At 39.3% G+C, this 25352-nt stretch carries 23 protein-coding genes; 10 read left to right on the top strand and 13 right to left on the bottom strand.

The window, feature by feature from the left end; translation table 11 throughout:
- Positions 1–26: 26 nt before the first annotated feature.
- The 4 genes from rpmE to ACG59Z_RS02840 form a co-directional block, all read right to left on the bottom strand.
- Positions 27–251, bottom strand: a complete 225-nt coding sequence (rpmE, locus tag ACG59Z_RS02825; RefSeq protein ID WP_001200845.1) for a 50S ribosomal protein L31 — start codon at positions 249–251, stop codon at positions 27–29.
- A 192-nt stretch (positions 252–443) separates the two neighbouring features.
- Positions 444–1415, bottom strand: coding sequence for a bile acid:sodium symporter family protein (locus tag ACG59Z_RS02830; protein WP_400197892.1), 972 nt, complete (start codon positions 1413–1415; stop codon positions 444–446).
- Between the two features lie 133 nt (positions 1416–1548).
- The gene (gene gloA, locus ACG59Z_RS02835) at positions 1549–1950 is read right to left on the bottom strand and encodes a lactoylglutathione lyase (RefSeq protein ID WP_002052709.1); all 402 of its coding nucleotides are present in this window, start codon (positions 1948–1950) and stop codon (positions 1549–1551) included.
- Between the two features lie 2 nt (positions 1951–1952).
- Positions 1953–4142 (bottom strand): AmpG family muropeptide MFS transporter, encoded by a 2190-nt coding sequence (locus ACG59Z_RS02840; protein WP_400197894.1) that lies wholly within the window; start codon positions 4140–4142, stop codon positions 1953–1955.
- A gap of 166 nt (positions 4143–4308) precedes the next feature.
- Here ACG59Z_RS02840 and ACG59Z_RS02845 point away from each other — a divergent pair, with 166 nt between their 5' ends.
- On the top strand, positions 4309–6927 hold the full coding sequence (locus ACG59Z_RS02845) for an ATP-binding protein (RefSeq protein WP_263614297.1): 2619 nt from the start codon (positions 4309–4311) through the stop codon (positions 6925–6927).
- A 53-nt stretch (positions 6928–6980) separates the two neighbouring features.
- Here the strand turns inward: ACG59Z_RS02845 and ACG59Z_RS02850 are convergent, their stop codons facing one another.
- The 3 genes from ACG59Z_RS02850 to surE form a co-directional block, all read right to left on the bottom strand.
- Entirely contained in the window at positions 6981–7910 is a 930-nt protein-coding gene (locus tag ACG59Z_RS02850) for a LysR family transcriptional regulator (RefSeq protein WP_263614299.1), read from the bottom strand.
- A gap of 101 nt (positions 7911–8011) precedes the next feature.
- The gene (locus ACG59Z_RS02855; protein WP_174724177.1) at positions 8012–8854 is read right to left on the bottom strand and encodes a peptidoglycan DD-metalloendopeptidase family protein; all 843 of its coding nucleotides are present in this window, start codon (positions 8852–8854) and stop codon (positions 8012–8014) included.
- 114 nt (positions 8855–8968) lie between these two features.
- Positions 8969–9736, bottom strand: a complete 768-nt coding sequence (surE, locus tag ACG59Z_RS02860) for a 5'/3'-nucleotidase SurE (protein ID WP_174724179.1) — start codon at positions 9734–9736, stop codon at positions 8969–8971.
- A 102-nt stretch (positions 9737–9838) separates the two neighbouring features.
- Here surE and ACG59Z_RS02865 point away from each other — a divergent pair, with 102 nt between their 5' ends.
- From ACG59Z_RS02865 to ACG59Z_RS02905, 9 genes are all read left to right on the top strand, one after another.
- A complete protein-coding gene (locus ACG59Z_RS02865) occupies positions 9839–10210 on the top strand; it encodes an MCR_0457 family protein (protein WP_263614301.1) in 372 nt (123 codons plus the stop codon).
- Positions 10211–10348: 138 nt separating this feature from the next.
- Entirely contained in the window at positions 10349–10771 is a 423-nt protein-coding gene (locus tag ACG59Z_RS02870; protein WP_263614302.1) for an MCR_0457 family protein, read from the top strand.
- A gap of 126 nt (positions 10772–10897) precedes the next feature.
- Positions 10898–12046, top strand: a complete 1149-nt coding sequence (gene dacC, locus ACG59Z_RS02875; RefSeq protein ID WP_174722975.1) for a D-alanyl-D-alanine carboxypeptidase PBP5/6 — start codon at positions 10898–10900, stop codon at positions 12044–12046.
- A gap of 89 nt (positions 12047–12135) precedes the next feature.
- Positions 12136–12681, top strand: coding sequence for a gamma carbonic anhydrase family protein (locus tag ACG59Z_RS02880; protein WP_004707665.1), 546 nt, complete (start codon positions 12136–12138; stop codon positions 12679–12681).
- Positions 12682–12801: 120 nt separating this feature from the next.
- Entirely contained in the window at positions 12802–13290 is a 489-nt protein-coding gene (locus ACG59Z_RS02885) for an NUDIX hydrolase (RefSeq protein WP_174722977.1), read from the top strand.
- A gap of 4 nt (positions 13291–13294) precedes the next feature.
- On the top strand, positions 13295–14428 hold the full coding sequence (gene mnmA, locus ACG59Z_RS02890; RefSeq protein ID WP_031981789.1) for a tRNA 2-thiouridine(34) synthase MnmA: 1134 nt from the start codon (positions 13295–13297) through the stop codon (positions 14426–14428).
- A 13-nt stretch (positions 14429–14441) separates the two neighbouring features.
- Positions 14442–15176, top strand: coding sequence for a high frequency lysogenization protein HflD (hflD, locus tag ACG59Z_RS02895; protein WP_000229973.1), 735 nt, complete (start codon positions 14442–14444; stop codon positions 15174–15176).
- A 54-nt stretch (positions 15177–15230) separates the two neighbouring features.
- The gene (gene purB, locus ACG59Z_RS02900) at positions 15231–16619 is read left to right on the top strand and encodes an adenylosuccinate lyase (protein WP_002052704.1); all 1389 of its coding nucleotides are present in this window, start codon (positions 15231–15233) and stop codon (positions 16617–16619) included.
- Positions 16620–16701: 82 nt separating this feature from the next.
- Positions 16702–17343 carry a DUF2238 domain-containing protein gene (locus ACG59Z_RS02905; RefSeq protein ID WP_400197896.1) on the top strand — a complete coding sequence of 214 codons (642 nt, stop codon included), beginning with the start codon at positions 16702–16704 and terminating at the stop codon, positions 17341–17343.
- Between the two features lie 47 nt (positions 17344–17390).
- Here the strand turns inward: ACG59Z_RS02905 and blp2 are convergent, their stop codons facing one another.
- The 6 genes from blp2 to pstC form a co-directional block, all read right to left on the bottom strand.
- Positions 17391–19574: an Ig-like repeat protein Blp2 gene (gene blp2 / locus ACG59Z_RS02910; RefSeq protein WP_400197897.1), complete on the bottom strand. Its 2184-nt coding sequence runs from the start codon at positions 19572–19574 to the stop codon at positions 17391–17393.
- Positions 19575–19771: 197 nt separating this feature from the next.
- Positions 19772–20389 carry a cytochrome b/b6 domain-containing protein gene (locus tag ACG59Z_RS02915; protein WP_400197898.1) on the bottom strand — a complete coding sequence of 206 codons (618 nt, stop codon included), beginning with the start codon at positions 20387–20389 and terminating at the stop codon, positions 19772–19774.
- Between the two features lie 136 nt (positions 20390–20525).
- Complete coding sequence (gene sohB, locus ACG59Z_RS02920; RefSeq protein WP_400197899.1) at positions 20526–21488, bottom strand: protease SohB; 963 nt, start codon at positions 21486–21488, stop codon at positions 20526–20528.
- 147 nt (positions 21489–21635) lie between these two features.
- Positions 21636–22538 carry a phosphate ABC transporter ATP-binding protein PstB gene (gene pstB, locus ACG59Z_RS02925; RefSeq protein ID WP_004700130.1) on the bottom strand — a complete coding sequence of 301 codons (903 nt, stop codon included), beginning with the start codon at positions 22536–22538 and terminating at the stop codon, positions 21636–21638.
- A 13-nt stretch (positions 22539–22551) separates the two neighbouring features.
- Positions 22552–23949: a phosphate ABC transporter permease PstA gene (gene pstA / locus ACG59Z_RS02930; protein ID WP_077169543.1), complete on the bottom strand. Its 1398-nt coding sequence runs from the start codon at positions 23947–23949 to the stop codon at positions 22552–22554.
- Positions 23946–25325, bottom strand: coding sequence for a phosphate ABC transporter permease subunit PstC (pstC, locus tag ACG59Z_RS02935; protein ID WP_002052700.1), 1380 nt, complete (start codon positions 25323–25325; stop codon positions 23946–23948). The genes pstA and pstC overlap by 4 nt, the downstream gene beginning before the upstream one ends.
- Positions 25326–25352: the final 27 nt, after the last annotated feature.

Here is a 25352-nt window from a genome sequence, read left to right on the forward strand (position 1 = left end):
CCCGTTTTTTGTTTCGTTTTGAAGTATTAACGCTTGATAGAGCGAGACATACCAGCAAAACGTTGTTTGAATTTGTCGATACGACCACCAGTGTCTACATTCTTTTGTTTACCAGTGTAGAAAGGGTGGCAAGCTGAACATACGTCAAGGTAAATAGTTTCTTTACCTAAAGCAGAACGAGTTTCGATTACGTTACCGCATGAGCAAGTTGCAACTAATTTTTCATATTTTGGGTGAATATCGGCGCGCATCGTCGATTACTCCTAATTGAAGAAAGGCTTAAGCTGTCATCGCAATTGATCACTCTCAATTAAATTGAGGCAGGCTTTTCAAGCAGATCAACACCACAACAGACCATTCTTTTGGCCCACCGAAACCTCTAGGGTTAGAGCTAAGCACAACAAGTGGACAGTATTATACGCCATATAATTTTTTTTTGCGACTTAATCTTGGGATTTAGCCCAGTAATTTGCGATTACTCCACACACCATTAACTGTATTTGGTGAAATATCATAATTGGCAATACAATCATTCCCAAAGGCTGACCAATAAATAAGATTTGTGCCATTGGAACCCCACTCGCCAAGGTCTTTTTTGAGCCACAAAAGAACACGGTAATCTGATCGGCACGGCTAAAACCAAAAGCACGTGGCAAATACAGTGCAAGCAACATAATAATAGTCAGTAATACCGAGCAAGCGAGTGCTAAAAGAAGTAAGGTTTTCCAGTTCACTTGATGCCAAAGTCCGGCAACTACTGCCCCACTAAATGCACCATAAACCACCATCAAAATTGAGCCTTGATCGAATGCTTTTACAATGCTTGGTACTTTTGCCATATATGGAAAAATATAAGGACGAAACAATTGCCCTAAAACAAATGGCACTAATAACAATAGCGTAATTTCTATAATAGACGATGTAGGATCAAACCCGTGCTGACTTTGCCCTAAAATAAAGAAACTCACTAAAACTGGCGTGATGAACATACCCACCAAGTTTGAGAAAGATGCGCTACATACCGCCCCGGCCACATTCCCTTTTGCCACTGAAGTAAAAGCAATAGAAGACTGAACAGTAGATGGCAAGAAGCACATAAACAGAAAGCCCCAATAGAGCTGCTGTCCTAATAAGGGTAAAAGAATAGGTTTAGCCAATAAACCAAGTGCAGGAAAAATAAAGAACGTAATTGCAAATACCAGTAAATGCATTTTCCAATGCAAAATACCTTCAATTACAGCCTCACGAGACAACTTAGCCCCATGCAGAAAAAATAAAATTGCAATCGCGACTGTAGTTAATGTATTGAAATACTGCGCAGCTTGACCACTGACTGGAAAAAATGTTGCTAGTAGCACCATACCAACCAACAAAATTGTAAATCGATCAAGTGCCAAGAACTTCAGCATGTTCACATCCTATGATTATTTTAGACAAATAAAAACCCAGTTGATAAATTGACCATTTGGTCAAGCCTTCATCATACTGGGCTATAAAAATAAAGCTAGGCTTTTAAGACCTAAATCTTAAAGCGCCAAAGTCAATTATTTAATTATTTCTAGCGTTTGCATCTTGCTGAATGAGCTCGATTTTGTAGCCATCTGGATCTTCAACAAAGGCAATCACCGTAACACCACCCTTCATTGGGCCAGCTTCACGCACAACTTTACCGCCACGTGCTTTAATTTCTTCACATGCTTTGTAAGCGTCTTCGACACCAATTGCGATGTGACCATAAGCATTACCTAAATCATAACTTGATGTATCCCAGTTATGTGTAAGTTCAAGCACGGTATTATTTTCTTCATCGCCATAACCAACAAATGCCAGTGTAAAACGACCTTCTTCATAATCACGCTTACGAAGTAACTTCATTCCTAATACTTCGGTATAGAACTTTAAAGATTGTTCTAAATTGCCTACTCGCAACATTGTATGAAGCATTCGCATGTTTATTCACCTGCCTTTTCTGTTTCATGTGTTTGATGATCTTTGAGTAGTTTTCCAACCCAAACCACTAAAATTAAGATTGGAATCCCGATCAATGTGGTCATCAAAAAGAAGTTTGGGTACCCAATATTACTCACTATGGTACCTGAATATCCACCTAAAAGTTTTGGTGTAAGGGTCATCAGTGAACTAAAGATCGCATATTGAACAGCAGTAAAAGACACACTGGTTAGACTCGAAAGGAATGCAATAAATGCTGCACCAGCAAGACCCGAAGCCATATTATCTACAACAATTGCGAAGTAGAGCCACAGTGAACTATAAGGCTTAATGACTTTACCGCTAATCTCAACTTCTTTACCTGACTTGGTGTCAATGTATGGTAGAGGTTCAATGTTCACATCTAATTCAGCTTTTGGTTCAGAATTTGAAGCGACTTCATATTGATGGGAAACTGATAATACTTTTTGGTTTCCTTCAACCACCGAAGCAGTCAGTTGTTTACTTGGTGATGACAGTAATTTTTGCATATCAATTGCAGCGTTAAACACGCCTTTTTGATCTGTCATTTTTGCATCAAAATTCTGTCCATCAAGATTCACCACAATCTTTTGGTTAGGTGATAAAGCTTTGCCAAAGTACTGACCGCGAACAACCACACTGCCTTCAGAAGATTTAGCAGTGATTTGGTCACTGCCCATTAAAGGTAAAATCTGTAGAGGAACATGTTCAGCATGAGTTGTTACTAATGGTTGAACTCGGACTATGGTCTCTGCTTGTTGACCTTGCAAAGCATAGCCAGCTTTTACATCAACTTGTTTTGCCCCATCAAAAGTGGAACTCGGGACTTTAATCTTCCAATAACCTACTTCATCTGGCTGAGCTTTATAATGTTTATCACCCACTTGAACATCAACCATATCAAGCGGTTTGCCAGATTTTACTAAACCAATGAAAATGAGGTTAGTAGAGCTTGCTAATACAGCACCAACAAACATCAGTTTCATGATATTCATACGCTGCGCTAATAGACCACCTAAGAAGCCACCAACCAAGCTAAAGATAACACCATAAACTTTTACAGCTTCGGCAATTTGCTCTTTGCTAAAGTTCAAATCTTGATAAAAGACATTTGAGATCACACCAGCAATAATGTCTGAAATACGGAAGAAACCAATCAAGAATAAAAGCACTAACGCAAGTTTGACACCATAACGTTTAAAGAAATCAAGAATTGGTGCAATCCAAGTTTCTTTTGCCATTTGCTGGTTGACCACGCCTATTTTCACCAGTATATAACCGACTAAAATGGCAGTGCCTGTTGCTGTTAAAAATCTTAAAGCTTCTAAGCCAAATAAAGCTGCGCTGTCTTGAATATTGCCAGCTTTAGAAATTGCCTCAGTAATTTGACCTGAGTAAATATAAGTTATGACAAACGAAATGACCGCTACAAAGAAGACTAAAACCAGACGGTAATAATCAGTAGTTTTATAGTTTTTATATACGCGATTAACCTTAGGTTCACGGACAAGCAAGGTTGTAATAATACCTACCGACATGACGGCTGCCATTGTTAAGTAAGTTGTTTTCCACGCCTCGTAAATATAGTTGCCTTTCGCTGTTCCTAAATGTGCTGCTAAGAATAATGCACCAGCACCCGCTACAATCATACCGATACGGTAACCCGCATTATAAGTAGATGCTAACACCGTCTGCATTTCAGTTTCAGCTAACTCAATACGATAAGCATCAATCACGATATCTTGCGTTGCCGCCGAGAACCCAAGCAACACGGCACCTGCCGCCATTTGAACAAGGTAGCTATGACCTAAAGCCGGGTCGGCAAAAGCCATGGTACAAATCGCAAGCACAATTAAACACTGTGCAATTAGCAACCAAGCACGTCTTCGGCCTAAGGCCTTGGTCAAGACCGGTACTGGCAACTCATCAATTAAGGGTGCCCAAACAAACTTAAAGGAATATCCCAAAGCTGCCCAACTGAAAAAAGTGACTGCACTTTTATCGATACCCGCCTCACCTAGCCATAAAGAGAGGCTAGAGAAAATCAATAAAATAGGTATTCCGGCAGAAAAACCCAGAAATAGCATAATTAATGCACGACGGTCTAAAAATGCTTTAAACGCCGAGACCCAACCAGAGGTTTGTGTGGTCATTCGTTTTTTATTTTCCATAAATTATAAATGCGCCTATTCAATCGCTTCTTACAATTGCTTTCAAGATTCTTTCTGCAATCAAGTTTTGTTTTGGTGATAAAAGCAGCAAGTTTGCTTGATATTTTATGCTAAACCTGTATACCTTTAATCTTCAACCTTCGTTTTCTTTTGCTGGATATCAACAGTGACACAAAAACTTGATCAAGTGACAACTTCAACTTTATCACTCGCTAAAACAAACACCACAAACGTCACAATAAATGCATTTCCTTCAGCTTTTGAGCAACCTGATATAAAAATGACTTTGGATAAAACAGCCTTAAAACCCGAACAACTTACGCATATTCCAAATTTCGAAAATATCCCAGCTTCTACAAAACGTATAAAACCGCTTAATAACTTTTTAGGGCAAGATCGTGCCAAAGCTTCGGTAGAAGCAGGCATTTCTTTACCCTACTCTGGTTATAACATTTTTGCAGTAGGAACGGCAGGCTTGGGTAAACGCACCATGATTAAGCGTTTACTCCAACAACATGCGAAAACAATGCCTACTCCAGATGATTGGGTATATGTCTATAATTTTAAGCAAGCACGCCAACCACTTGCTCTACGCTTCCCTGCTGGGCAAGGAACCAAGTTTCAGCATACCCTTCACCAAACTTGGCAAATTATTTTAAAACAGCTTGAACGCCGTTTTAGTGCCGAGACTTACCATAACCGTATTGAGCGTATCCGTGAGGAAACCGGAGATGAACAACAACAAGCGCTGGTTGAATTAACCAAAGAAGGCGAAGAGCTCGATTTAAAATTGATTTCTCGAAATGAGAAACATGGTTTTGTACCTGTACAAGTAAAAGATGATCAGGTGCAAGAACTAACTCAAACAGAAATTGATGCTTTAAATACGAAGCAGCGTGCTGAGATCGCAGCTAATGTTCGCTACATGGATAAAAAGCTCGAGCGTCTTGGTTTGCATTTAGGCGATTTAGAAGATGACGCACGTGACAAAGTGTCTGTCTTAAATCGAGACATCGCGACTCAAGTAGTTATGCCACGCATGGATTTGATTTTAAATAAATATGGTCAAGTCAAAGGCCTTGAAGATTATTTAAAACAGTATGCGCAAGACGTAATTGACAATGTTGAGCTCATTTTAGAACAAGAAGAAGATGACTTTGCTCCTGCTATGTTCAATCGTGTGCCAGCACGCTATCAAGCCAATGTGATTGTCTCAAATAAACCAAACAGCGGTGCGCCGGTTATTTTTGAAGATTTCCCAACGCACTACAACTTGCTTGGTCATGTAGAACAACTTACTCACAACGGTACAATTACCACAGATTTCACTCTCATTCGCCCAGGTGCTCTACATCAAGCGAATGGTGGTTTTTTAATGCTTGAGGCCGAGCAATTGCTCGAACAGCCTTATGCATGGCAAGGTTTAAAGCGTGCCTTAAAATCAGGCCAGCTCAAGCTCTCTTCTCTTGAACATATGTTGACGTTAACAGGTTCTATCTCGATAGAACCTGCTGCAGTTCCACTTGATATTAAAGTGGTTCTTATGGCGGAACCTGAAATTTATTATGAAATTTTAGAAGTAGAACCAGAGCTTGGTAGTGTATTTAAAATTCGTGCAGATTTTACCGATACATTACAACGTAATGACGAAAATGAACAAGCTTACATGCAGCTAATTGCTGACTATGTACAAGCAGATAAATTGCTTCCGTTTGACCGCAGTGCTTTAGCAGCTTTACTTACCGACTCAAGCCGTCAGGCAGAAGACCAAAGCTCACTGTCGTTACATGCTTCAACTTTGGGTGACCTCATTCGCGAAGCGCATCATCATGCATTTAAAGCCAATGAAAAGATTGTAACCGACCAGCACATTAACCTTGCACTACAACATAGACAATATCGCTTAGGCTATTTAAGAGAGCTTTACTGGCAAGATCTGTCGCGTGGAACTCAATTAATCGAAACTTCTGGTCATCGTTTAGGTCAAATCAATGCCCTCTCCGTCATTCACTATGCAGATGTTGAGTTTGGTTTACCTTCACGTTTGACTGCATCAGTTTATCAAGGTGGCGGCGATATTCTTGATATTGAGCGTAGTGTAGAACTTGGTGGTTCACTACATGCCAAAGGCGTGTTGCTCATGTCTAGCTTCTTGAAAGCTCACTTTGGTCGTGAACAGATTTTGCATTTCTCTGCTGCGCTTGCATTTGAACAAAGCTATGGGCAAGTGGACGGCGACAGTGCAACAGTTGCCGAGCTTTCTGCATTAATTTCAGCAATTAGCCAAATACCAATTGATCAGTCATGGGCAATTACTGGCTCTATGAACCAGTTAGGCCAAGTTCAACCAATTGGTGGTGTAAATGCCAAAATTGAAGGCTTCTATGATGCTTGTAAATTACAAGGTTTAACTGGCAAACAAGGTGTCATTATTCCACGTCAAAACATGCAGCATTTGATGTTACGTCAAGACGTGATTGATGCGGTGCAAAGTGGCCAATTCCATATCCATGCGATTGATACCATCGATCAAGCGCTTGAGATTTTAATGGCCCGCCCTGTCGGTACACTCGACAAAAAAGGTAAGTACAGTAAACACTCTATTTATGCTGCTGTAATGGAACAACTCGAATATTGGCAAGCCATTGAAGATGGTGCAGAAATTGAAGAGGAGCCAAAGAAGAAAAAGAAAAATAAGAAAAAAATCAAAAAGCATGAAGAGCTCACAGCTGATGATCTTCCACAAGAGACTCAAGAAGAAGTTGCGACTCTGAAGCAGAAATAACACCAATAAAAAAGGGCTTGTAATCACAAGCCCTTTTTACGAATAAGATAAAATTAGCGAACAATTTGCATGGCTCTTCCGCCTGCCAATTGGCTAAAGTACTGTTTAAGCGCTTCTACACAACGCTGAATCTTCATTGGCTGTTGATCGTGTTTTGCGATCTCTGCATATAAGGTGAAAGCTGGGAGTTTCCAATCTGGAAGGATTTCAATTAAAGAACCAGCCTTAAGTTCTTTTTGAGCATCTAAATATAAGATTCTGGCAATGCCATGTCCCTGCTGACATAAGGCTTTAGCAACTTGCAAATTATTACTTTGCAAACGGCTTACCATCTCTATATGTAATTTTTCACCGGTTTTAGCATGTTGGAAACTAAAACTGCGTGATTCGTTCATTGCATTGATAGAAAGCAACTCATGGTTGTTTAAATCATTCGGATGCAAAATCGGGCTTGATTGATTGAGATAGCTGGGAGAGGCTACCAAAATCTGATCAACAAAAGCCATAGGAACTACAGTACTACTCTCTTCTACTGGTGTAGAACTCATACGCACTGCAATATCAATTCGCTCTTCAATTAGGTCGATATAACGATGCCCCACTTCAAAATGAACAGATAAACCACGATGGGCAGACATCCAGTGAGATAACGCAGGAATAATGTGCTGAACTGCTAAATCTGGTGTAGTTGCTATACGCAAATCACCAATCAAATCATCTCGCAATTCATTGATTCTGATTTTGCCTCTTTCTGCTGCCGCCAACATTTCTTGGCAACTTGAGAAAAAAGCCTGTCCAGCCTCTGTCAAACTAAGTTTTCGAGTAGAACGGTGTAATAAAATTACATCCATTTCATTTTCAAGAGAACGTATTTGCTGACTTACAGCACTTGTTGTAATGCCTAATTCACGTGCCGCACCACTAAATGAACTTTTTTCAACCACACAAGCAAAAACACCCATCGCACGAAGCTGATCTAACATAGGTTTCCTCAAATCTAATTCTAAATTTATAAAAAATGCTTATTGTTGTAATGAAAGCAACCAATTGCATTATACGAGGAAACCTATATTTATTGCATTAGCTAATTTGGTAAAAGATTTGCTGGATTGATTGGTTTACCGTCAAGGCGAATTTGGAACTCAAGCATGACACGAGAAGCCCCTGAAGACCCCATCTCAGCAATCTTTTGGCCCGCGGTTACATTATCTCCACTCTTCACCATCATCTTGCTATTGTGGGCATACGCACTGATATAACCATCAATATGTTTAATCAAAACGAGATTACCATATTCTTTTAAACCATCGGCTGCGTATACAACTTGACCATCAGCCGCAGCATAAATCGGGTCACCTTGGTTACCACCGTAACGAATTCCTTTGACATTATTCGCCAAATTGAATCCTTGGATCACTGGACCACTATTTGGTTTCACCCAACGCAAGCTTGAACTTGGAACAGAGACACCCACTGTAGTATTGGTGGTTGATGCAACCGTTCTTGGCGGCGGTGTAGTAACCGTTGTTTTTGGTGGAGTTGTTGTGGTTGTCGGTAATGCAATGGTTTGACGCTTAATTGGTTCTTGTTGCGCCATGACTTGTGTCGACACGGTTTTTGGTGAAGAAGATTTCTTCAATCGTAGTGATTGATTGACATAAATGCGATATGGCGGAGCAATATCATTCATCTCTGCAACACTGAGGTAGTCCAAACCATAACGCATTGCAATACCACTTAAAGTATCACCTGAACGGACGGTGTAATAGTTAGGAGCCATTGAATAGCGAGAACTATTATTAATTTGTGGTTTAGAAGCACACCCTGCCATTGCAACAGTAAAACCTACAGCTACAGACAACATCATAATTTTCATTATATTGTCTCTTTGAATATGCGATCTGCTTTGTTGCCCAGTTAAATGCATCGATCTCCCTCACTAAATGCTACAAATCATTTCGGCTAAGAGTACCAAAAAAGTAAGAGGAAACATGTTCCTCTTTTTCTTTATTCACAAAGTTATAACATTTGGCCCAGATTATTAGCCCAGACTTGCCTGCAAATCTTCTAAAACCGCATAGTTTGTTGCATCCATCTGAATTGGGGTTACGCTTACAAAACCGTTTGCAACCGCAAAAAAGTCAGACTGAACTTGGCTGGCAATACGCTGTGGGTCCGTAACCGCTTCACCTGCTAGACCAATCCAGTAAACCTGTCTTCCTCTTGGGTCGACATGACTTGTGATTGGTTTAGACTGAGCACGACGGCCTTGGTAAGTAATTTGAGTCCCTTTAAGCTGTGGCACATCCGGAATATTAATATTAAAAATATGTCGCGGCGGTAGCGCAGGTAAACCTTTGGCAATAAAGTCATGCACCCACTTGGCTGCTTGAGCATAATCATCTTTATGGTTGTATGAGCGTACATCCGACCCAGCCAAAGAAACCGCAATTGCAGGCTGTTTCATTAAGCGCCCTTCAAAGGCAGCGCCGACTGTTCCTGAGTACAGAACGTCATCACCTAAGTTTGCGCCACTGTTGATTCCACTCACCACCAAGTCAAATTCGAAATCGAATAATCCATTCATGGATAAATAAACGCAATCAGCTGGTGTTCCATTGACTGCCCATACATCTTCAGCAATTTGAATAGGACGTAAAGGGCGATCAAGTGTTAACGCACTCGAAAATCCACTTCTTTCACTTTCCGGAGCAACCACGACAACACGGCCTAGTGGTTTTAACGCTTCAGCTAAAGCTTGTATACCTGGTGCAAATACACCGTCATCATTCGCAATTAGAATATTCACAAAAAATCTTTCTCGACAAATAAACCCAAAGGTTTTCTCAATTGAATTATTTGTTGAATTATATATATTTATGCCTCCATAGCATTATAAAATTGTGAAAAAATGAAAACTTTCGCTCCTTTTTTTCAAGTATTGGGGATCAGTATCACATTGTGTACGCAAACGGTTTTTGCTGATGAGGGTATCTCGACACAAGAAGCTGACAGCTTAATTAAAGATGACATTGCATCTACTCAAGTTTTACAAGAAATTTGCCCTACTTTTGTTGGCGCAAATAAAAATCTTGAAACCAATACTAAAAAGATTATTGCGATGTACCTCGGCGGTTATTCCAATAAAGCAATTACCTTCTCTGCACTGCAAAATGATGCAGAGTATAAAACTTTATTAAATGAAGCTCGCCAAGCTGCAAAAGAAATGGATCATCATGAGCAACATGAACTTTGTGAAGAAGTTGTAAATTACAAAGACTAAGCTTAATTCGCTTTTCTTTGGAGGGTTTTCTGTTTATGTAAAGCAGAAAACCTACATAACAATACATTTTTTCCATTTTTTTAGCGTTTAAATTGTTTAAGCTATCGGCATATTTCAAATTTTTGTTTCAGGTTATCCATGTTTATGAAAAAAAGCTTAGTTCAATCACTTTCTGTTGTTTTACTCATGACAATGGCAACAGTGGGTTATGCTGCTGACAAGAAAAAAACAGCTGAAAAGAAAACTGAAAATGAAAATGTTGTTGAAGTTACACCGACCAAAGGTACTACGCCGGAAGAATTAGCAGCAATTCAAGTACTTTCTGAAATTTGCCCAAGTTTGATTGGTAAAAAAGATGCAGAATTTGCTCAAGGTTATGAGCGTCTTGTAAAAGATTATTTACCAAATGAAGCAGATCCAGTTGCCGCTTTAGAAAAACGTACTAAAGACAAAAGTTTCAAGAAAGTCTTAAAAGAAGCACGTAATGATGCAAAAGCTGCTGGTAACGAGCAAAACACGTTAGTTTGTCAAGACGTAAAAGCTTATCAATCGCAAAACTAAATTAGTTAAAAACTCTCTAGTTACAATACTGTTTGAAAAAGCCGACTTCCCCCATAGAAGTCGGCTTTGCTTTGTCCTAAAATGCTAGGCTCTTCTGCTTCACACAAGATATTGGAATTACCTAGAATGACTCGAAAAAGCGCTATTGCTGCACTCCTCCTCTTACCAAGTTTTTCTTATGCAGCAACTGTCTTATCAGCTCCGCCAGAATTAAATAATAAGTCTTATGTATTAATGGATTACGAGACAGGACAAATTCTCGCTTCTAAAAATGAAAATGAAAAGCTTGCTCCTGCTTCTATGACTAAAATGATGACAAGCTACATCATTGAACAAAAATTATTAAAAGGTGAACTTACCGAGAACGAAAAGGTTCGTATGAACGAATCAGCTTGGTGTAAAGGAAGCAGCGCTGAATCATGTATGTATGTACCATTAAATGGCACAGCAACTGTTTTAGAAATGCTTCGAGGTATTATCATTCAGTCTGGTAATGATGCATCAAAAGCAATGGCTGAACACATTGCCGGAAATGAAGGTACTTTTGCTCACCTGATGAATCAGGAAGCAAAACGTATTGGTATGACGAATACCCAATTTATGAACTCTACAGGCTTACCTGCTGAAGGTCATTATTCAACTGCAAAAGATATGGCAGTTTTAGCTCAGCATATTATTAAAGATAGCTCAAGATACTATCCAATTTACTCTGAAAAAGAATTTACATTTAACGGTATCAAGCAAGGTAACCGTAATGCTTTACTTTACACTGACCCAAGCGTTGATGGTTTAAAAACAGGTCATACAGATGAAGCTGGTTACTGCTTAACAACTTCGAGTAAACGTGGTCCAATGCGTTTAATCTCAGTTATTTTCGGTACCGACAGCGTTAATGAACGTGCTAATCAAACTCGTTCATTGTTGTCTTGGGGCTTTGCGAACTTTGAAACTGCAAATGTTCAACCTGCAAACCAAGTTCTTGCAAAAGCGAAAGTATGGTTCGGTAAAGAAAATGAAGTTCAAATTGGTTTAGCAGAGAACTTTAACGTTACTATGCCTAAAGGCAAAGCTGGTGGCATTAAGACTCAATTAGTTGTACAACCAAACCTTAATGCTCCTCTACAAAAAGGCCAAGTGGTGGGTAAACTTGTTGCAAGTTTAGATGGCAAAGTCATTGCTGAAAAACCTCTTGTTGCATTAAAACCAGTTGAAGAAGCAAGTTTCTTCGCACGTATGATTGACCATATCAAACAATTCTTCAGCAACTTATTCTAAGTTTAGAGTAGTTGGATTAAGCACTCATGCTATTAGCTTGAGTGCTTTTTTATTTTATAATTCGATTAAATTTTATTTTGATGCTTCTCATGACAAAAAACATCCGTCCTTATTTAGATCATCATCCACAAATTGATCCAAGCTGTTACATTGATGAAATGTCAGTGGTTGTTGGTGATGTTAAATTGGCCGAAAATGTTTCGGTTTGGCCTTTTGCAGTCATTCGCGGAGATGTAAATAGCATTCAAATTGGTAAAAACAGTAATGTACAAGACCATTGTATGTTACATGTCAGCCATAAAAATGATGCGAAACCCAATGGTTCACCTCTTATTATTGGTGAAGATGTGACAGTAGGTCATCATGTTACTTTACATGGCTGTACGATTGGCAACCGCGTACTAGTCGGAATTAATACCGTCATTTTAGATGATGTCGTTATTGAAGATGATGTAATGATTGGTGCGGGCAGTTTAGTTCCACCTCGTAAAGTCTTAAAAAGTGGTTATCTATATGTTGGAAGCCCTGTACAGCAAGTACGTCCTCTAACTGAAAAAGAATTGGCATTTTTACCTTATTCAGCAAGACATTATGTAAAAGTGCAAAATAACCATAAAGATAACCAAACAAATTAAAAACGTAGTTAGTTTTTCAAACGATAGAGTTTTTAGAGTGCTCTATCGTTTGTAAGATCACCGTAGCCAAAAACCCCTAAATTTCGTATCATACGACTTTTAAATTCATGGTGCTTTTTTATGGCCGCATGGACTCCTCATGTCACTGTCGCTACAGTCGTAGAAAAAGATGGACGCTATCTTTTTGTCGAAGAACATAGCGAAGGTTTTGTACACACTGTGTTTAATCAACCTGCTGGTCATGTGGAATGTGGTGAAACGCTAACAGAAGCTGCTATTCGTGAAACACTTGAAGAAACGGGTCATCATGTTGAGATAGATGCCTTACTTGGTATTTATACATATACCCCACCCATGTTTCCGGACCGTACTTACTATCGCTTCTGCTTTTTAGCACATGTCACTCAAGTCGAAAGCGACCCTAAACTTGATACAGGTATTGTTTCTGCTGTCTGGATGACTCTAGATGAGCTTCAAGAATCTGCCCGTGCTCGTAGTCCTTTAGTCATTAAAGCCATTGAAGATGCTATAAAAGGCCACCATTATCCTTTAGCTCTTATTTATGAGCACCCTTTCTCTCCCTCATTAACTTCTCATTTGGATGCCTAGTCCTATGCAACAACGTGTCATCGTCGGTATGTCTGGTGGCGTAGATTCATCTGTTTCTGCGGCACTCTTACTTCAACAGGGTTATCAAGTTGAAGGTCTTTTCATGAAAAACTGGGAGGAAGATGACGGCACGGAATACTGTACAGCAATGGAAGATTTAGCCGATGCTCAAGCAGTAGCTGATAAAATCGGTATTAAACTCCATACTGCAAACTTTGCTATGGAATATTGGGATCGTGTATTCGAACACTTCTTGGCTGAATATGCAGCGGGTCGCACCCCAAACCCAGATATCTTGTGTAATAAAGAAATTAAGTTTCGTGCATTTTTAGACCATGCCATGACTTTAGGTGCAGATTTCATTGCAACAGGTCACTATGCTCGTCGTGCTGAAACTGCTTACAACTCTAAAGGTGAAGCATATGCACCTTTATTACGTGGTTTAGATAACAACAAAGACCAAACCTATTTTTTACATGCAGTGCATGGGCGTGAAATTAATAAAACCCTGTTCCCTGTAGGCGAAATTGAAAAACCGGAAGTTCGTAGAATTGCTGAAGAACTGGACTTAGCAACTGCGAAGAAAAAAGATTCAACTGGTATATGTTTTATCGGTGAACGCCGTTTTAATGACTTCCTTAAACAATATTTACCCGCTCAACCAGGTAAAATTGTATTGGATAACGGTAAAGAAGTTGGTGAACATCACGGTCTGATGTACTATACGCTCGGTCAGCGTGGTGGTATTGGTCTAGGCGGTATGAAAGGTGCAGCAGAAGGTGCATGGTTTGTACTTCATAAAGACGTTGCCAATAACCGTTTAGTTGTAGGCCAAGGACATGAACACCCACTGATGCAAAGTACACAGCTTTGGAGTGAGTCCATTGACTGGGTAGCAGGTGAACAACATATTCCGGCTGAAGGATTACGTTGTACCGCTAAAACACGCTACCGCCAGCCTGATCAGGCTTGCACAGTGTTTATTGATGAAAATAGTGAACACGGTATTCGTGTTGAGTTTGATGAACCTCAACGCGCAGTTACACCGGGTCAAAGTGTTGTATTTTATTCAGATGAAGTTTGCCTAGGCGGGGGTGTGATTCACCATACAAATGCCCCTACACCAAATTTTATTTAAGGGAATGAGTGGCATGGTGGAGTTACCCTTTCAACAATCACAAGCTTTGAATGTTCGCCAAAACCGTGCCCTTGCTTTGGCTGGGGTATTCCAAGCGACCCAGCTTACACATATGACTGCTATGACAGGTCAGCAAAGTATTGGTGAAAGTGGTAACTTCTATTTTGAGTTATTAATAAAGGCGAGTTTAAATATTCGCCCGACAACAAATAATAATACCGTCCAGACTTTAGATTTTTTTAATCAACTGGCTGATATTTCGTTAGGTCTTAAAACACTCGAAAATTGTATTACCCAGCCTTTTACCAATGCGCCTAAGTCTCGTTTACCTAAAATGCGTAGTGCAAAGCTTCCTATGTCTTACGCAATGTCACTTTTGCAGCTAGAAAAGAAAGTCTATAGCAATCCTGAATATGTGGCGATTATTGAAAAAGCGCAGCAGAAAATTTTAAAACAGCTTTCTTTTTTTGATAATAACTATTTACACCCAAGTATTTTAGCCAATTTGGCGCAAACCTATGTTGATACTGCCGGGCAAATTAATCCACGCATTTTAGTTCGTGGTAATGCTGAGGCATTTAAAGATACCAACCATACCAACCGTATTCGTGCTTGTCTGTTTACAGGGCTACAAATGGCTCATTTATGGCGACAACTCGGCGGTAGTTCATGGAACATGATTTTTAGCAAACGTAAATTGCTACAGGATATTCAAGCACTTGCTCGCTTACAGTACCAAGTTATCTAAGTCTGTAACGAGATTATTTTTGTTTTATGTTTATTCCAGCATTAAGGAATCGTTATGAACGCTTTAACCGCACTATCACCATTAGATGGACGTTATGCCAGCAAATGTGATGCGCTACGCCCTTTTCTTTCTGAGTTTGGTTTAATTCATGCTCGTGTCACTGTAGAAGTGCGTTGGTTACAAGCGCTTTCTAATCGTCCAGAAATTATTGAAGTTGCTCCTTTCTCAGCTGAAACAAATGCAGCTCTAGATGCAATCGTAAGCAACTTCTCTGAAGAAGATGCGAATCGCATTAAAGAAATTGAACGTACAACTAACCATGACGTAAAAGCAGTTGAATATTTCTTGAAAGAGAAAATTGCTGGTATTGCTGAATTACAAAATGCGGGTGAGTTCATTCACTTCGCTTGTACATCAGAAGACATCAACAACTTGTCTCATGCGCTTATGCTTAAAAACGGTCGTGAAGTTTTAGTATCAAGCATGAAGCAAATTTTAAATGCAATTTCTGCTTTAGCAACGACTCATGCTGAACAACCGATGTTGTCTCGTACACATGGTCAAACTGCTAGCCCAACAACTTTGGGTAAAGAAATGGCGAACGTTGCATATCGTTTAGCTCGCCAAATCAAGCAATTTGAAAATGTTGAGTTACTCGGTAAAATCAATGGTGCAGTAGGTAACTACAATGCTCACCTTTCTGCTTACCCAGATGTTGATTGGCCAGCGCACTCACAAGCTTTTGTTGAGTCTTTAGGTTTAACATTTAACCCATACACAACTCAAATTGAGCCACATGACTACATGGCTGAGTTGTTTGATGCGTTACGTCGTTACAATACAATTTTGATCGACTTTAACCGTGACGTATGGGGTTATATCTCTTTAGGTTACTTCAAACAAAAACTTAAAGAAGGTGAAGTTGGTTCTTCAACTATGCCACACAAAGTAAACCCAATTGACTTTGAAAACTCTGAAGGTAACTTAGGCATTGCAAATGCAGTGTTGGCTCACTTAGGCGAAAAATTACCAATTTCTCGCTGGCAGCGTGACTTAACTGACTCAACTGTACTTCGTAACATGGGTGTTGGTTTTGCTCAAAGCTTAATTGCTTTTGATGCGTGCTTAAAAGGTATTGGTAAACTTGAACTCAATGCAAACCGCTTAAATGAAGACCTTGACCAAGCTCAAGAAGTTCTTGCAGAACCAATTCAAACAGTTATGCGTCGTTATAACGTTGAAAAACCATACGAGAAGTTAAAAGCTTTAACTCGTGGTCAAGCAATGACTCGTGACATGATGGTTGACTTCGTAAATGGTAATGAACTTGCTCAAGTACCAAGCGAAGAGCGTGCTCGTTTAGCTGAGCTTACACCTGCAACCTACACCGGTAATGCAGCTGAACAAGCAAAACAAATTAACGATTTAATTAGCAAAATCTAATTAAAAAAGTTATAAAAAGCGAAGCTTAGGCTTCGCTTTTTTATTACACTCATATAAATCAGAACAAAGACTTATTTATAAAATGATCGAAAAAGAATTTAAAGTTAAACACTATATTGCGCTTGGCCTGCTTTTTATTGCCATTATCATTTCAGGTATTCAACCACTTGAGTTTGAGGCTTATTTACTTCATCAAGCTGGCACTGTTTTTATGGTGATTCTGCTTTTTATTATTTTCAAAAAAATTGGGCTCGATTTCTTAAGTTTTACTTTTTATCTACTGTTTTTATTAATCCATATTATTGGTGCTCACTATCTCTACTCATACGTTCCATACAATGACTGGATTCAACACATCTTTCATTTCAACCTAGATCAATATATGGGCTGGTCTCGTAATATGTATGATCGTTTAGTTCATCTTGCCTATGGTGTTTTGCTCTACCCTCTTATTTATCGTGTATTCCAAGTATGGTTACCCACTGCACGTCCTTTTTCTTTATTCTTACTTGTAGTCCAATTCGTGATGGCATCAAGTGTCTTTTATGAACTCATTGAATGGGCAATCGCAGTTGGGTTATCACCTGAACAAGCAGAAAACTATAATGGGCAACAAGGTGATATGTGGGATGCACATAAAGACATGTTACTCGCCACAATTGGCGCAATCCTCTATGGGCTTTTCGCCTTGGTAACAGCCCCCAAATTAGACAATAAACCGTAAATAAAAAGCGCTCATTGAGCGCTTTTTATTTTTTATCAAATGGCCTGTTAAACAACCGGATAGGTTTGCTCTAAAATATTTTGCAACGGTGAAGAAGTCGTATTTGGCAAAAGATGATCAAGATTTGTTGTCTGATCAATTGAAGTATTTACATCATTTTGCTCAGGAGTCTGAGCCGTTTTTAATGCTGTCGATGATAGAAGTTTTGAGACAGGATCTGATTCGTTTAAAGAAGAGCTTTTTAGCAAATCATCTACAGGAACAGTTTTCTGCTGACTAGCAGACTCAGTTGTCGTATTTTGTGCAACCTTTAAAGTATGTAACCCAACACTATCTGCCAAAGATGGTGCTTCTGTACTTAAAGTATTGACTGAAGCATCGGCCAGACTCGCGACCTTCGGTGCAACCACATAAAAGGTAAATGGAGAGCTTGCTTCACTGGTCAGCCCTGCTGCATCGGTTTGAGTTAAAGTAATGCTGTGCTTACCAAGAGTTAAGTCTTTATCAAAAGTAAATGACCAAGATCTACCAGCCGTTACAGTCACCACCCCAATTGCAACACCATTATCATAAATCGTAAGTGTCGCATTTGCTTCACCTGAACCCGTAAGTTTTGGCCTAGCATCATCAGTTTCCGAACCTGCCGCAATAGCGCCTTTGATGTCACCTACATCATCTTCTACACTGTTTAAGATAGGTTTGGTCGGAGGTATAGTATCTTTTGTACCCACAATATCCAGACTTTCAGATCTATTTCCTGCACTATCAATCGCTGAAACAGCACCGTGGTTATTGTCAGTCAATGCTGGCGAAATAGTAATGGTAAATTTTCCATTTGCATCTGCTGTTCCAGTACCAATTACTTTACCAGTTGCATCTTTAATTTCAATTTTGGCATTGGCTTCCGCTGTACCAGTTACTGAAGTACCATCTGCATTAATTTGAGCCGTTGGTTTATCCGGTGCAATCGAGTCAAAACCTGGCTTAATTTCGACAGGCTTAGACGTATTACCAGCTGCATCTTCAACAACTACGGTGCCTTTTTGAGACTCTTTTAAAGCAGGTGAAAGCGTAATTTGAAAGTCACCTTGGGCATCCGCCATGCCAGATCCAATGACATTGCCATCGGCATCTTTGATTTGAACTTTTGCATTGGCTTCAGTTTTACCATGAATTACCGCCCCTTCTTTGTTGACTTCAACAAAAGGAGAAGCTGGTGGCACGGTGTCTTTACCCGCAATAATCTTAACTTCTTCAGATTTATTACCTGCAGCATCTTCGGCAACAACTTTACCGCCCGCCTCACTAGTTAATGGCGGAGTAAGTTTTAAAGAATAAATACCATCTTTATTTGCAAAAACAGAACCTAGTACTTTGCCAGTGGCATCATAAACTGTAATTTTTGCATTTGCCTCTGCTTTACCAGTCAATAATGAACCATCATCGCTCAATTGAGCCTGTGGAGTATCTGGAGGTATTGTATCTTTTGTACCTGTTACAACCGTAGCTTTAGAGCTATTTCCAGCCGCATCTTGGGCAATAACATTTAATTTGTCCCCATTCACTAGAGGCTTATCTAATTTAATCGTGTAGTTACCACTTGCATCTGCAACACCCGATGCGACTGTATTGCCTGCAGCATCTTTAAGGTAGATTTTTGCATTTGCTTCAGTTTTACCAGTCACTGTCACGGTATCATCAGTAAGCGTAGCGGTAGGAGCAGCAGGTGCGATTAAATCAGGTGCACTTGCTGAGTCATCCTTATCATCTTTCTTAAAAGCCCAAAGATATAATCCTTCCACAGCTAGAACTGCTAGACCTGCTTTGAGTACATTACCCATCGAAAAACTTGGATCACCATCAACTGCCATAGTTGCAGCTGTTGAACTCGTACTGGCATAGCCCAAATCTGTAACGTGATTTAAGCCTTTATAATCGATCACTTTGCCTTGGGCATCGAATTGTGCTTCAACAAACTTCCCTTGTTCTGTTGGAAAAACAAGTGAATGCTCTATTGTATTCGTTGCTTCATTAAAGAAATTTTCTAAGACAATGGTCTCTCCATTTTTTAAATGGAGGACTAGGCGTCCACCCTGTTTTTCCATCGATGCAATATCTTTTTGACTTACACCAATTTGAATAATAGTAGGCTGGTTTAAAATTACTTTATTGAGCTGACCATCTTGCAGAACGTCCAAACCCTCTTTGGATGCCACAATTATTCTTGTCATTATTTCCTATCCTGAATTTCAGTTATATTTTTAAATGTGTAACTTTTTAAATGAAACATCTAAAAGCTATTTTATTGTTGCCTAAAATATCAAAATCACTTATCTATCACAATTCAATAAGTATATTTATCAACAATATTTTTTGAATTCTCATTAAAAAATATAACTTCAAACAGGATTTATATGCACCTTATATATTACATTCTTAAATAAACAAAGCTAAAAGCTCCGACAAGAACTAACACCAATAATGTCATAAATTTAGTTATTTTTTTATCTGCTAATGTCATTTTAAACATAGTCCAGCCCTGAAAGCGTTTAGCAAGAATGCTATTTAAAATAAGCGTTGAAAGATGCAATATAACCAAAGCTAAAAATAAGTTTGCGAAAAATGAATGTAAGTCTCTCAAAGAATAAGTAAAGTGCTCTGTTCCATATCCAAGTGCTACAACAACAGGAATGAGTATGAAAATAAATACAATCGAAGCTTGAAATAACCCAATACTGATCAATTGAATTGAATTTTTCGAAAAAATACTTACTGAATTTGCATGACTAAACGGCTTTTTAATTGCGTTGAATGCCATACTGCTCCGCTTCTTTATGCCAAATGGCGCAGTATTTGAAATACGTGGACTTAAAAAATGCCAGATAACTCGTGTGGTAATGCTTATCAGGAGGATATAACCAAACATCATATGCACCTGATGTAAGTCCTCATTGTCCCCTGTAAAATAAGCTCCAACAAACGCAACCATAATAATGATGTGCAAGACTCTTATAAGAATATCAATATGCGTCCATGTCTTTGACATTACAAAACTCAAAAATTTAAAAATAACCACAACTTTGGCAATTGAAACTTAAACAAATATTAATCAAATAGATTTAATCACTCACATAAAAAAAGAGCACCTATAAAGGTACTCTTTCGTTAAAAATATATCTTAATTAAAACTTCGTATCGCGCATTTGCACTAAAGTTGAATTCGCTTTTGCCAATGTATCTACAACTTTATTCATTACCGCCGGAATCAAACTATCTGCCATTTGGGCCGCTTGTAGACCTAACTTTTCACCCAAAGTTGCCTTTTTACGTGTGTTAATCACATAGACATCATGCTGAGGTAACAACGCTAATAGATACTCATCAGAAGTTTCTAGTTTATCTACAAGGTTTAAATCAAGCGCATCTTGTCCATACCAATGCTCACCTGTAGCAACCTTGTCTACATTAAGCTGTGGACGGTACTTCTCTACAAAGTGCTTAAACAAGATATGTGTTTGTTGTAGCTCTTCTTCAAACTTCGCTTTACCTTCAGGCGTATTTTCACCGAACATAGTCACAGTACGCTTATATTGCCCAGCTGTATAAAGTTCGAAGTCAACGTTATGCTCTTTTAAAAGACGATTGAAATTTGGAACCTGAGCAACGACACCAATCGAACCAACAACAGCAAATGGTGCAGAAATAATTTCATTTGCAATACAAGCCATCATATAGCCACCACTTGCAGCGACTTTGTCGACACAAATCGTTAAATGAAAACCTGCATCACGCAAACGAACTAATTGAGCTGCTGCTAGTCCATAACCATGAACCATACCACCCGGACTTTCAAGACGTACCACTACGCGGTCACGTCCAGCTTTAGCTGTAGCTAAAATAAGAGTGATTTCTTCACGAAGGTTTTCAACCGCAGATGCTTGAATGTCACCTTTAAAATCTAAAACAAAAATTTTCTGATTGTTCTTACGGCGGATTTTAGCTTCTTTCGCAAGTTGTTGAGCCAATTGTAAAAGCTCTAAACGGCTTGCTGTGGTTTGTGCAATTTTTTTTCTCTGTTCATTTACACGTGCATTTAAATGACTAACACGTATTTCCGCAGGGAGTTTAGGCAAATGGAATAACATAAAATTCTATGCTCATAAGTTTGTCTTTATAGCCTTAAGATGTGGTTCTTTTAATTAAAATTCAATAGCGATTTTGCAAAATAGATTCATTTTCATTTATTAAATAAAAAAAAGAGCACAAGGCTCTTTTTCTTTTACAGCTAGAAATTAACCGAAACGGCCAGTAATGTACGCTTCTGTCAATTGATGGTCAGGTTGCGTGAATACTTTTTCTGTAGAGTTTACTTCAATTAGATCACCTAAATGGAAGTAAGCTGTACGGTCTGAAACACGTGCTGCTTGTTGCATTGAGTGCGTTACAATCACAATCGTATATTGATCAGAAAGTTCTGAAATAAGCTCTTCCACTTTTGCTGTTGCAATCGGGTCAAGTGCAGAACATGGTTCATCCATCAGAATGACTTCAGGACTTACCGCAATCGTACGTGCAATACATAAACGTTGTTGCTGACCACCAGATAAACCAGTACCCGGCTGATTCAAACGGTCTTTCACTTCTTCCCATAAGCCCGCTTTACGCAAGCTATTTTCAACAATTTCTTCTAGGTCATATTTGTCACGTGCTAAACCATGTAGCTTTGGTCCATATGCAACGTTATCAAAAATAGACTTAGGAAACGGGTTTGGCTTTTGGAATACCATACCCACCTGAGCACGTAGCAATACAACATCCAGATTTGGATCATAGATATTTTTATTATCTAAAGTGATCTTACCTGTTACACGACAGCCATCAATCGTGTCATTCATACGGTTTAGAGTACGTAGAAAAGTTGATTTACCACAACCTGATGGTCCAATGAATGCAATCACTTCATTTTGATAGATATCTAAATCAATGCCTTTAATCGCTTCAAAGTCACCATAGTAAACATGGGCATCTTGTGCACTAATTTTGATTTCTGTTGAGTTCTGCTTTTTTGAAGTTTGTGGTTCAAAATGCGAAACATATGAAGTGCCATGATTCAGCGGCTTATCTGTAAATTGAGATTGTTCAGTATTCACTAACTTATCCTTTTCTAAGGAATTCGTAATATCAATAGTATTCATTATTTATCCTCTATTACCAACGCACTTCGAACTTTTTACGTAACCAAATTGCAAGGCTGTTTAAACCAATCATTAATGCAAGAAGTACGATAATCGCAGCAGCAGTACGGCCTTCGAAGAAGTTACGCAACTCATTACCCTGCCATAAGTAAACTTGAACAGGTAAAGCAGTTGCTTGATCAAATGGAGTGGTTGGAATACTTGCAACGAATGCACTCATTCCGATTAAAAGTAACGGTGCAGTTTCACCAAGCGCATGTGCCACACCAATAATTGAACCTGTCATGATGCCCGGCATCGCCAAAGGTAAAACATGATGGAAAACGGTTTGTACTTTAGAAGCACCTAAACCAAGTGCAGCTTGTCGAATTGATGGTGGAACAGCTTTTAAAGACGCACGGGTTGTAATAATGACTGTTGGTAATGTCATTAAACTTAATACCAAACCACCGACAAATGGAGCCGATAATGGTAAATGCATCCAACCAATAAAAATGGCTGCACCAAGTAAACCGAACACAATTGAAGGAACAGCTGCAAGGTTATTAATGTTGACTTCAATAATGTCTGTCAGGACATTCTTTGGAGCAAACTCTTCCAGATAAATAGCACTCGCCACACCAATTGGAATCGAAATAATGATCACAATCAGCATCATAAATAACGAGCCCATGAATGCACCTGCAAGACCACTAATTGCTGGTGAACTACGAGAGTCCGGATTTTTAAATAAGTTGGTATTAAACGTATTTTCGAGAATACCTTTTGCTTTCAAATCATCTGCAAGCTTACGGATTTCCGGATCAAGCTGTTGCTGGTCATCTGGTAATGAGCGGTCAATGTTGCCTTTTAACCATACATCTACGTTAGCATCACCCAAGAAAGTAAGGTTCTCTTTTTTACCAATCAGCGATGGGTCAGCAAATACCATGTCACGCAAACGATAAGCTTCAGAGCTTGCGTAAAGGCTACGTAAAGAATCACGTTGTGACTCAAGTGAAGGATCTTTAGCGACCATACCATTTACGATCAGGCTATCCCAATCCACCATACCCATTTTTGTTTGCCAAGCTACATAACGTTCTTGGTAATGCGCAGGTGTTTCACCTTGAGTACGTGCTGGCAATGGACCGGCATCAATCACTTTAGGATCGAAGTAAACTGGTACATTCATACTGGTTTGCCAAAAAGCAGGTAAACCTTTTGCCAAAATACTACCAAACAATAGCGCTACGAATGCAAGACCAATAACCACTGCCGATAAACCAGCAAAACGGAAAGCTTTTTCTTTGCGGTGACGTTTAGCCAATGACTTTTCAATCACCTTTTTACGGCGATCACGTGCTTGAGCAGCAGCTTGTGGATCAAATACGTTCTGATCCATAGGAGACGATGTATTTGATGTACTCATTCGTATTGCTCACGGTATTTACGCACAATGTACAGTGCAACAATGTTTAGTCCCAAGGTGATTACAAAGAGTGTTAAACCCAATGCAAATGCCACCAAGGCCTGTGGGCTTGCAAAATCGGTATCGCCAGTTAACTGTTTTACGATGGTTACGGTCACTGTCGAAACAGCTTCAAACGGATTTGCATGTAGAAGTGGGCTGTTCCCCGCTGCCAAAACCACAATCATGGTTTCCCCCACGGCACGCGATACAGCCAATAAAAATGCCCCCGTAATACCCGGTAAAGCGGCTGGTAAAACCACTTGGCGAATTGTTTCTGATTTGGTTGCGCCAAGTCCGAGTGACCCATCACGAAGTGCACGAGGAACTTGAGTAATAATGTCATCAGATAAAGATGAAACGAATGGGATAATCATAATTCCCATTACGAAACCGGCAGTAAGTGCACTGGTTGCGTTAATTTCAATACCAATATGGGCACCTACAGCTTTAAAGAATGGACCAATAATCATCATGGCAAAAACACCATAAACAATTGTTGGAATACCCGCTAAAACTTCAATCGTTGGTTTTGCCCATGAACGTAACCATGGTGAAGCATATTCAGCTAAATAAATGGCAATCATTAAGCCAACAGGTACAGCAACCAATAAAGCAATACCACTGACCATGAGCGTGCCCCATAGCAATGGTAATAACCCATAACTACCTTCAGCATTACCTGAAGTACTAAAGCCAGGGTTCCATTCTGTACCAAAGAAAAAGTCAATTGGACTTACAAAATGGAAGAAGCGCATTGCTTCACCAAACATCGACATTACGATGCCGATTGTGGTCAAAATTGCTACACCAGAACACAAGATCAAACCAACATTAATGGCACGTTCAACTTGGTTACGTGCACGATATTCTTGGCTGATTTTTTTCTTTGCCCAGACTAAACCTAATAATGCAGCACATACAACAACGGCAAATTTGGCAAAAGAGCCAATCGTTTGAAATTTTGCATATTGCTGAGCAGCAGCTAACTCATAAGCTGCCGGATGATCACTTACCCCAAAACCAGAAGCAATCGCTTGAACTCGATCAACAAGTACACTTCTTGCTGCTTCATCAAGAGAAGCTGACACAGAAGCTGGAACATTATTAAAGATAATATGATTTAAAATATTTGGTTCAACTAAGTTCCAAATCATCAAAATTAAAAAAGCAGGGATACCGCACCAAAGTCCAACCAGTGCGCCATAATAACCAGGACGAGAATGTAATGTCGCCGAGTTGCTTCCCTTACCTGCTAGGTTACGGCTTTTTCTCAGCCCAAGTTGATATGCAATTGCCACAAGGGCTAACAACACACCGATAAGTAGCAGATTCATGTATTCTCCACTGTTTTCTCAATTGTC

The organism is Acinetobacter sp. ABJ_C1_1, from assembly GCF_044684115.1.
Classification (GTDB): domain Bacteria; phylum Pseudomonadota; class Gammaproteobacteria; order Pseudomonadales; family Moraxellaceae; genus Acinetobacter; species Acinetobacter nosocomialis_A.

What these genes read in the sequence shown, in the direction of transcription:
- ACG59Z_RS02865 (WP_263614301.1), top strand. Translation starts at nt 9,839, where the DNA reads ATGAAAACTTTCGCTCCTTTTTTTCAAGTATTGGGGATCAGTATCACA.
- blp2 (WP_400197897.1), bottom strand. Translation starts at nt 19,574, where the DNA reads ATGACAAGAATAATTGTGGCATCCAAAGAGGGTTTGGACGTTCTGCAA.
- pstB (WP_004700130.1), bottom strand. Translation starts at nt 22,538, where the DNA reads ATGAATACTATTGATATTACGAATTCCTTAGAAAAGGATAAGTTAGTG.
- ACG59Z_RS02840 (WP_400197894.1), bottom strand. Translation starts at nt 4,142, where the DNA reads ATGGAAAATAAAAAACGAATGACCACACAAACCTCTGGTTGGGTCTCG.
- ACG59Z_RS02855 (WP_174724177.1), bottom strand. Translation starts at nt 8,854, where the DNA reads ATGCATTTAACTGGGCAACAAAGCAGATCGCATATTCAAAGAGACAAT.
- mnmA (WP_031981789.1), top strand. Translation starts at nt 13,295, where the DNA reads ATGCAACAACGTGTCATCGTCGGTATGTCTGGTGGCGTAGATTCATCT.
- ACG59Z_RS02885 (WP_174722977.1), top strand. Translation starts at nt 12,802, where the DNA reads ATGGCCGCATGGACTCCTCATGTCACTGTCGCTACAGTCGTAGAAAAA.
- ACG59Z_RS02850 (WP_263614299.1), bottom strand. Translation starts at nt 7,910, where the DNA reads ATGTTAGATCAGCTTCGTGCGATGGGTGTTTTTGCTTGTGTGGTTGAA.
- sohB (WP_400197899.1), bottom strand. Translation starts at nt 21,488, where the DNA reads ATGTTATTCCATTTGCCTAAACTCCCTGCGGAAATACGTGTTAGTCAT.
- gloA (WP_002052709.1), bottom strand. Translation starts at nt 1,950, where the DNA reads ATGCGAATGCTTCATACAATGTTGCGAGTAGGCAATTTAGAACAATCT.
- ACG59Z_RS02870 (WP_263614302.1), top strand. Translation starts at nt 10,349, where the DNA reads ATGTTTATGAAAAAAAGCTTAGTTCAATCACTTTCTGTTGTTTTACTC.
- dacC (WP_174722975.1), top strand. Translation starts at nt 10,898, where the DNA reads ATGACTCGAAAAAGCGCTATTGCTGCACTCCTCCTCTTACCAAGTTTT.
- ACG59Z_RS02915 (WP_400197898.1), bottom strand. Translation starts at nt 20,389, where the DNA reads ATGTCAAAGACATGGACGCATATTGATATTCTTATAAGAGTCTTGCAC.
- pstC (WP_002052700.1), bottom strand. Translation starts at nt 25,325, where the DNA reads ATGAATCTGCTACTTATCGGTGTGTTGTTAGCCCTTGTGGCAATTGCA.
- ACG59Z_RS02880 (WP_004707665.1), top strand. Translation starts at nt 12,136, where the DNA reads ATGACAAAAAACATCCGTCCTTATTTAGATCATCATCCACAAATTGAT.
- purB (WP_002052704.1), top strand. Translation starts at nt 15,231, where the DNA reads ATGAACGCTTTAACCGCACTATCACCATTAGATGGACGTTATGCCAGC.
- hflD (WP_000229973.1), top strand. Translation starts at nt 14,442, where the DNA reads ATGGTGGAGTTACCCTTTCAACAATCACAAGCTTTGAATGTTCGCCAA.
- ACG59Z_RS02905 (WP_400197896.1), top strand. Translation starts at nt 16,702, where the DNA reads ATGATCGAAAAAGAATTTAAAGTTAAACACTATATTGCGCTTGGCCTG.
- rpmE (WP_001200845.1), bottom strand. Translation starts at nt 251, where the DNA reads ATGCGCGCCGATATTCACCCAAAATATGAAAAATTAGTTGCAACTTGC.
- pstA (WP_077169543.1), bottom strand. Translation starts at nt 23,949, where the DNA reads ATGAGTACATCAAATACATCGTCTCCTATGGATCAGAACGTATTTGAT.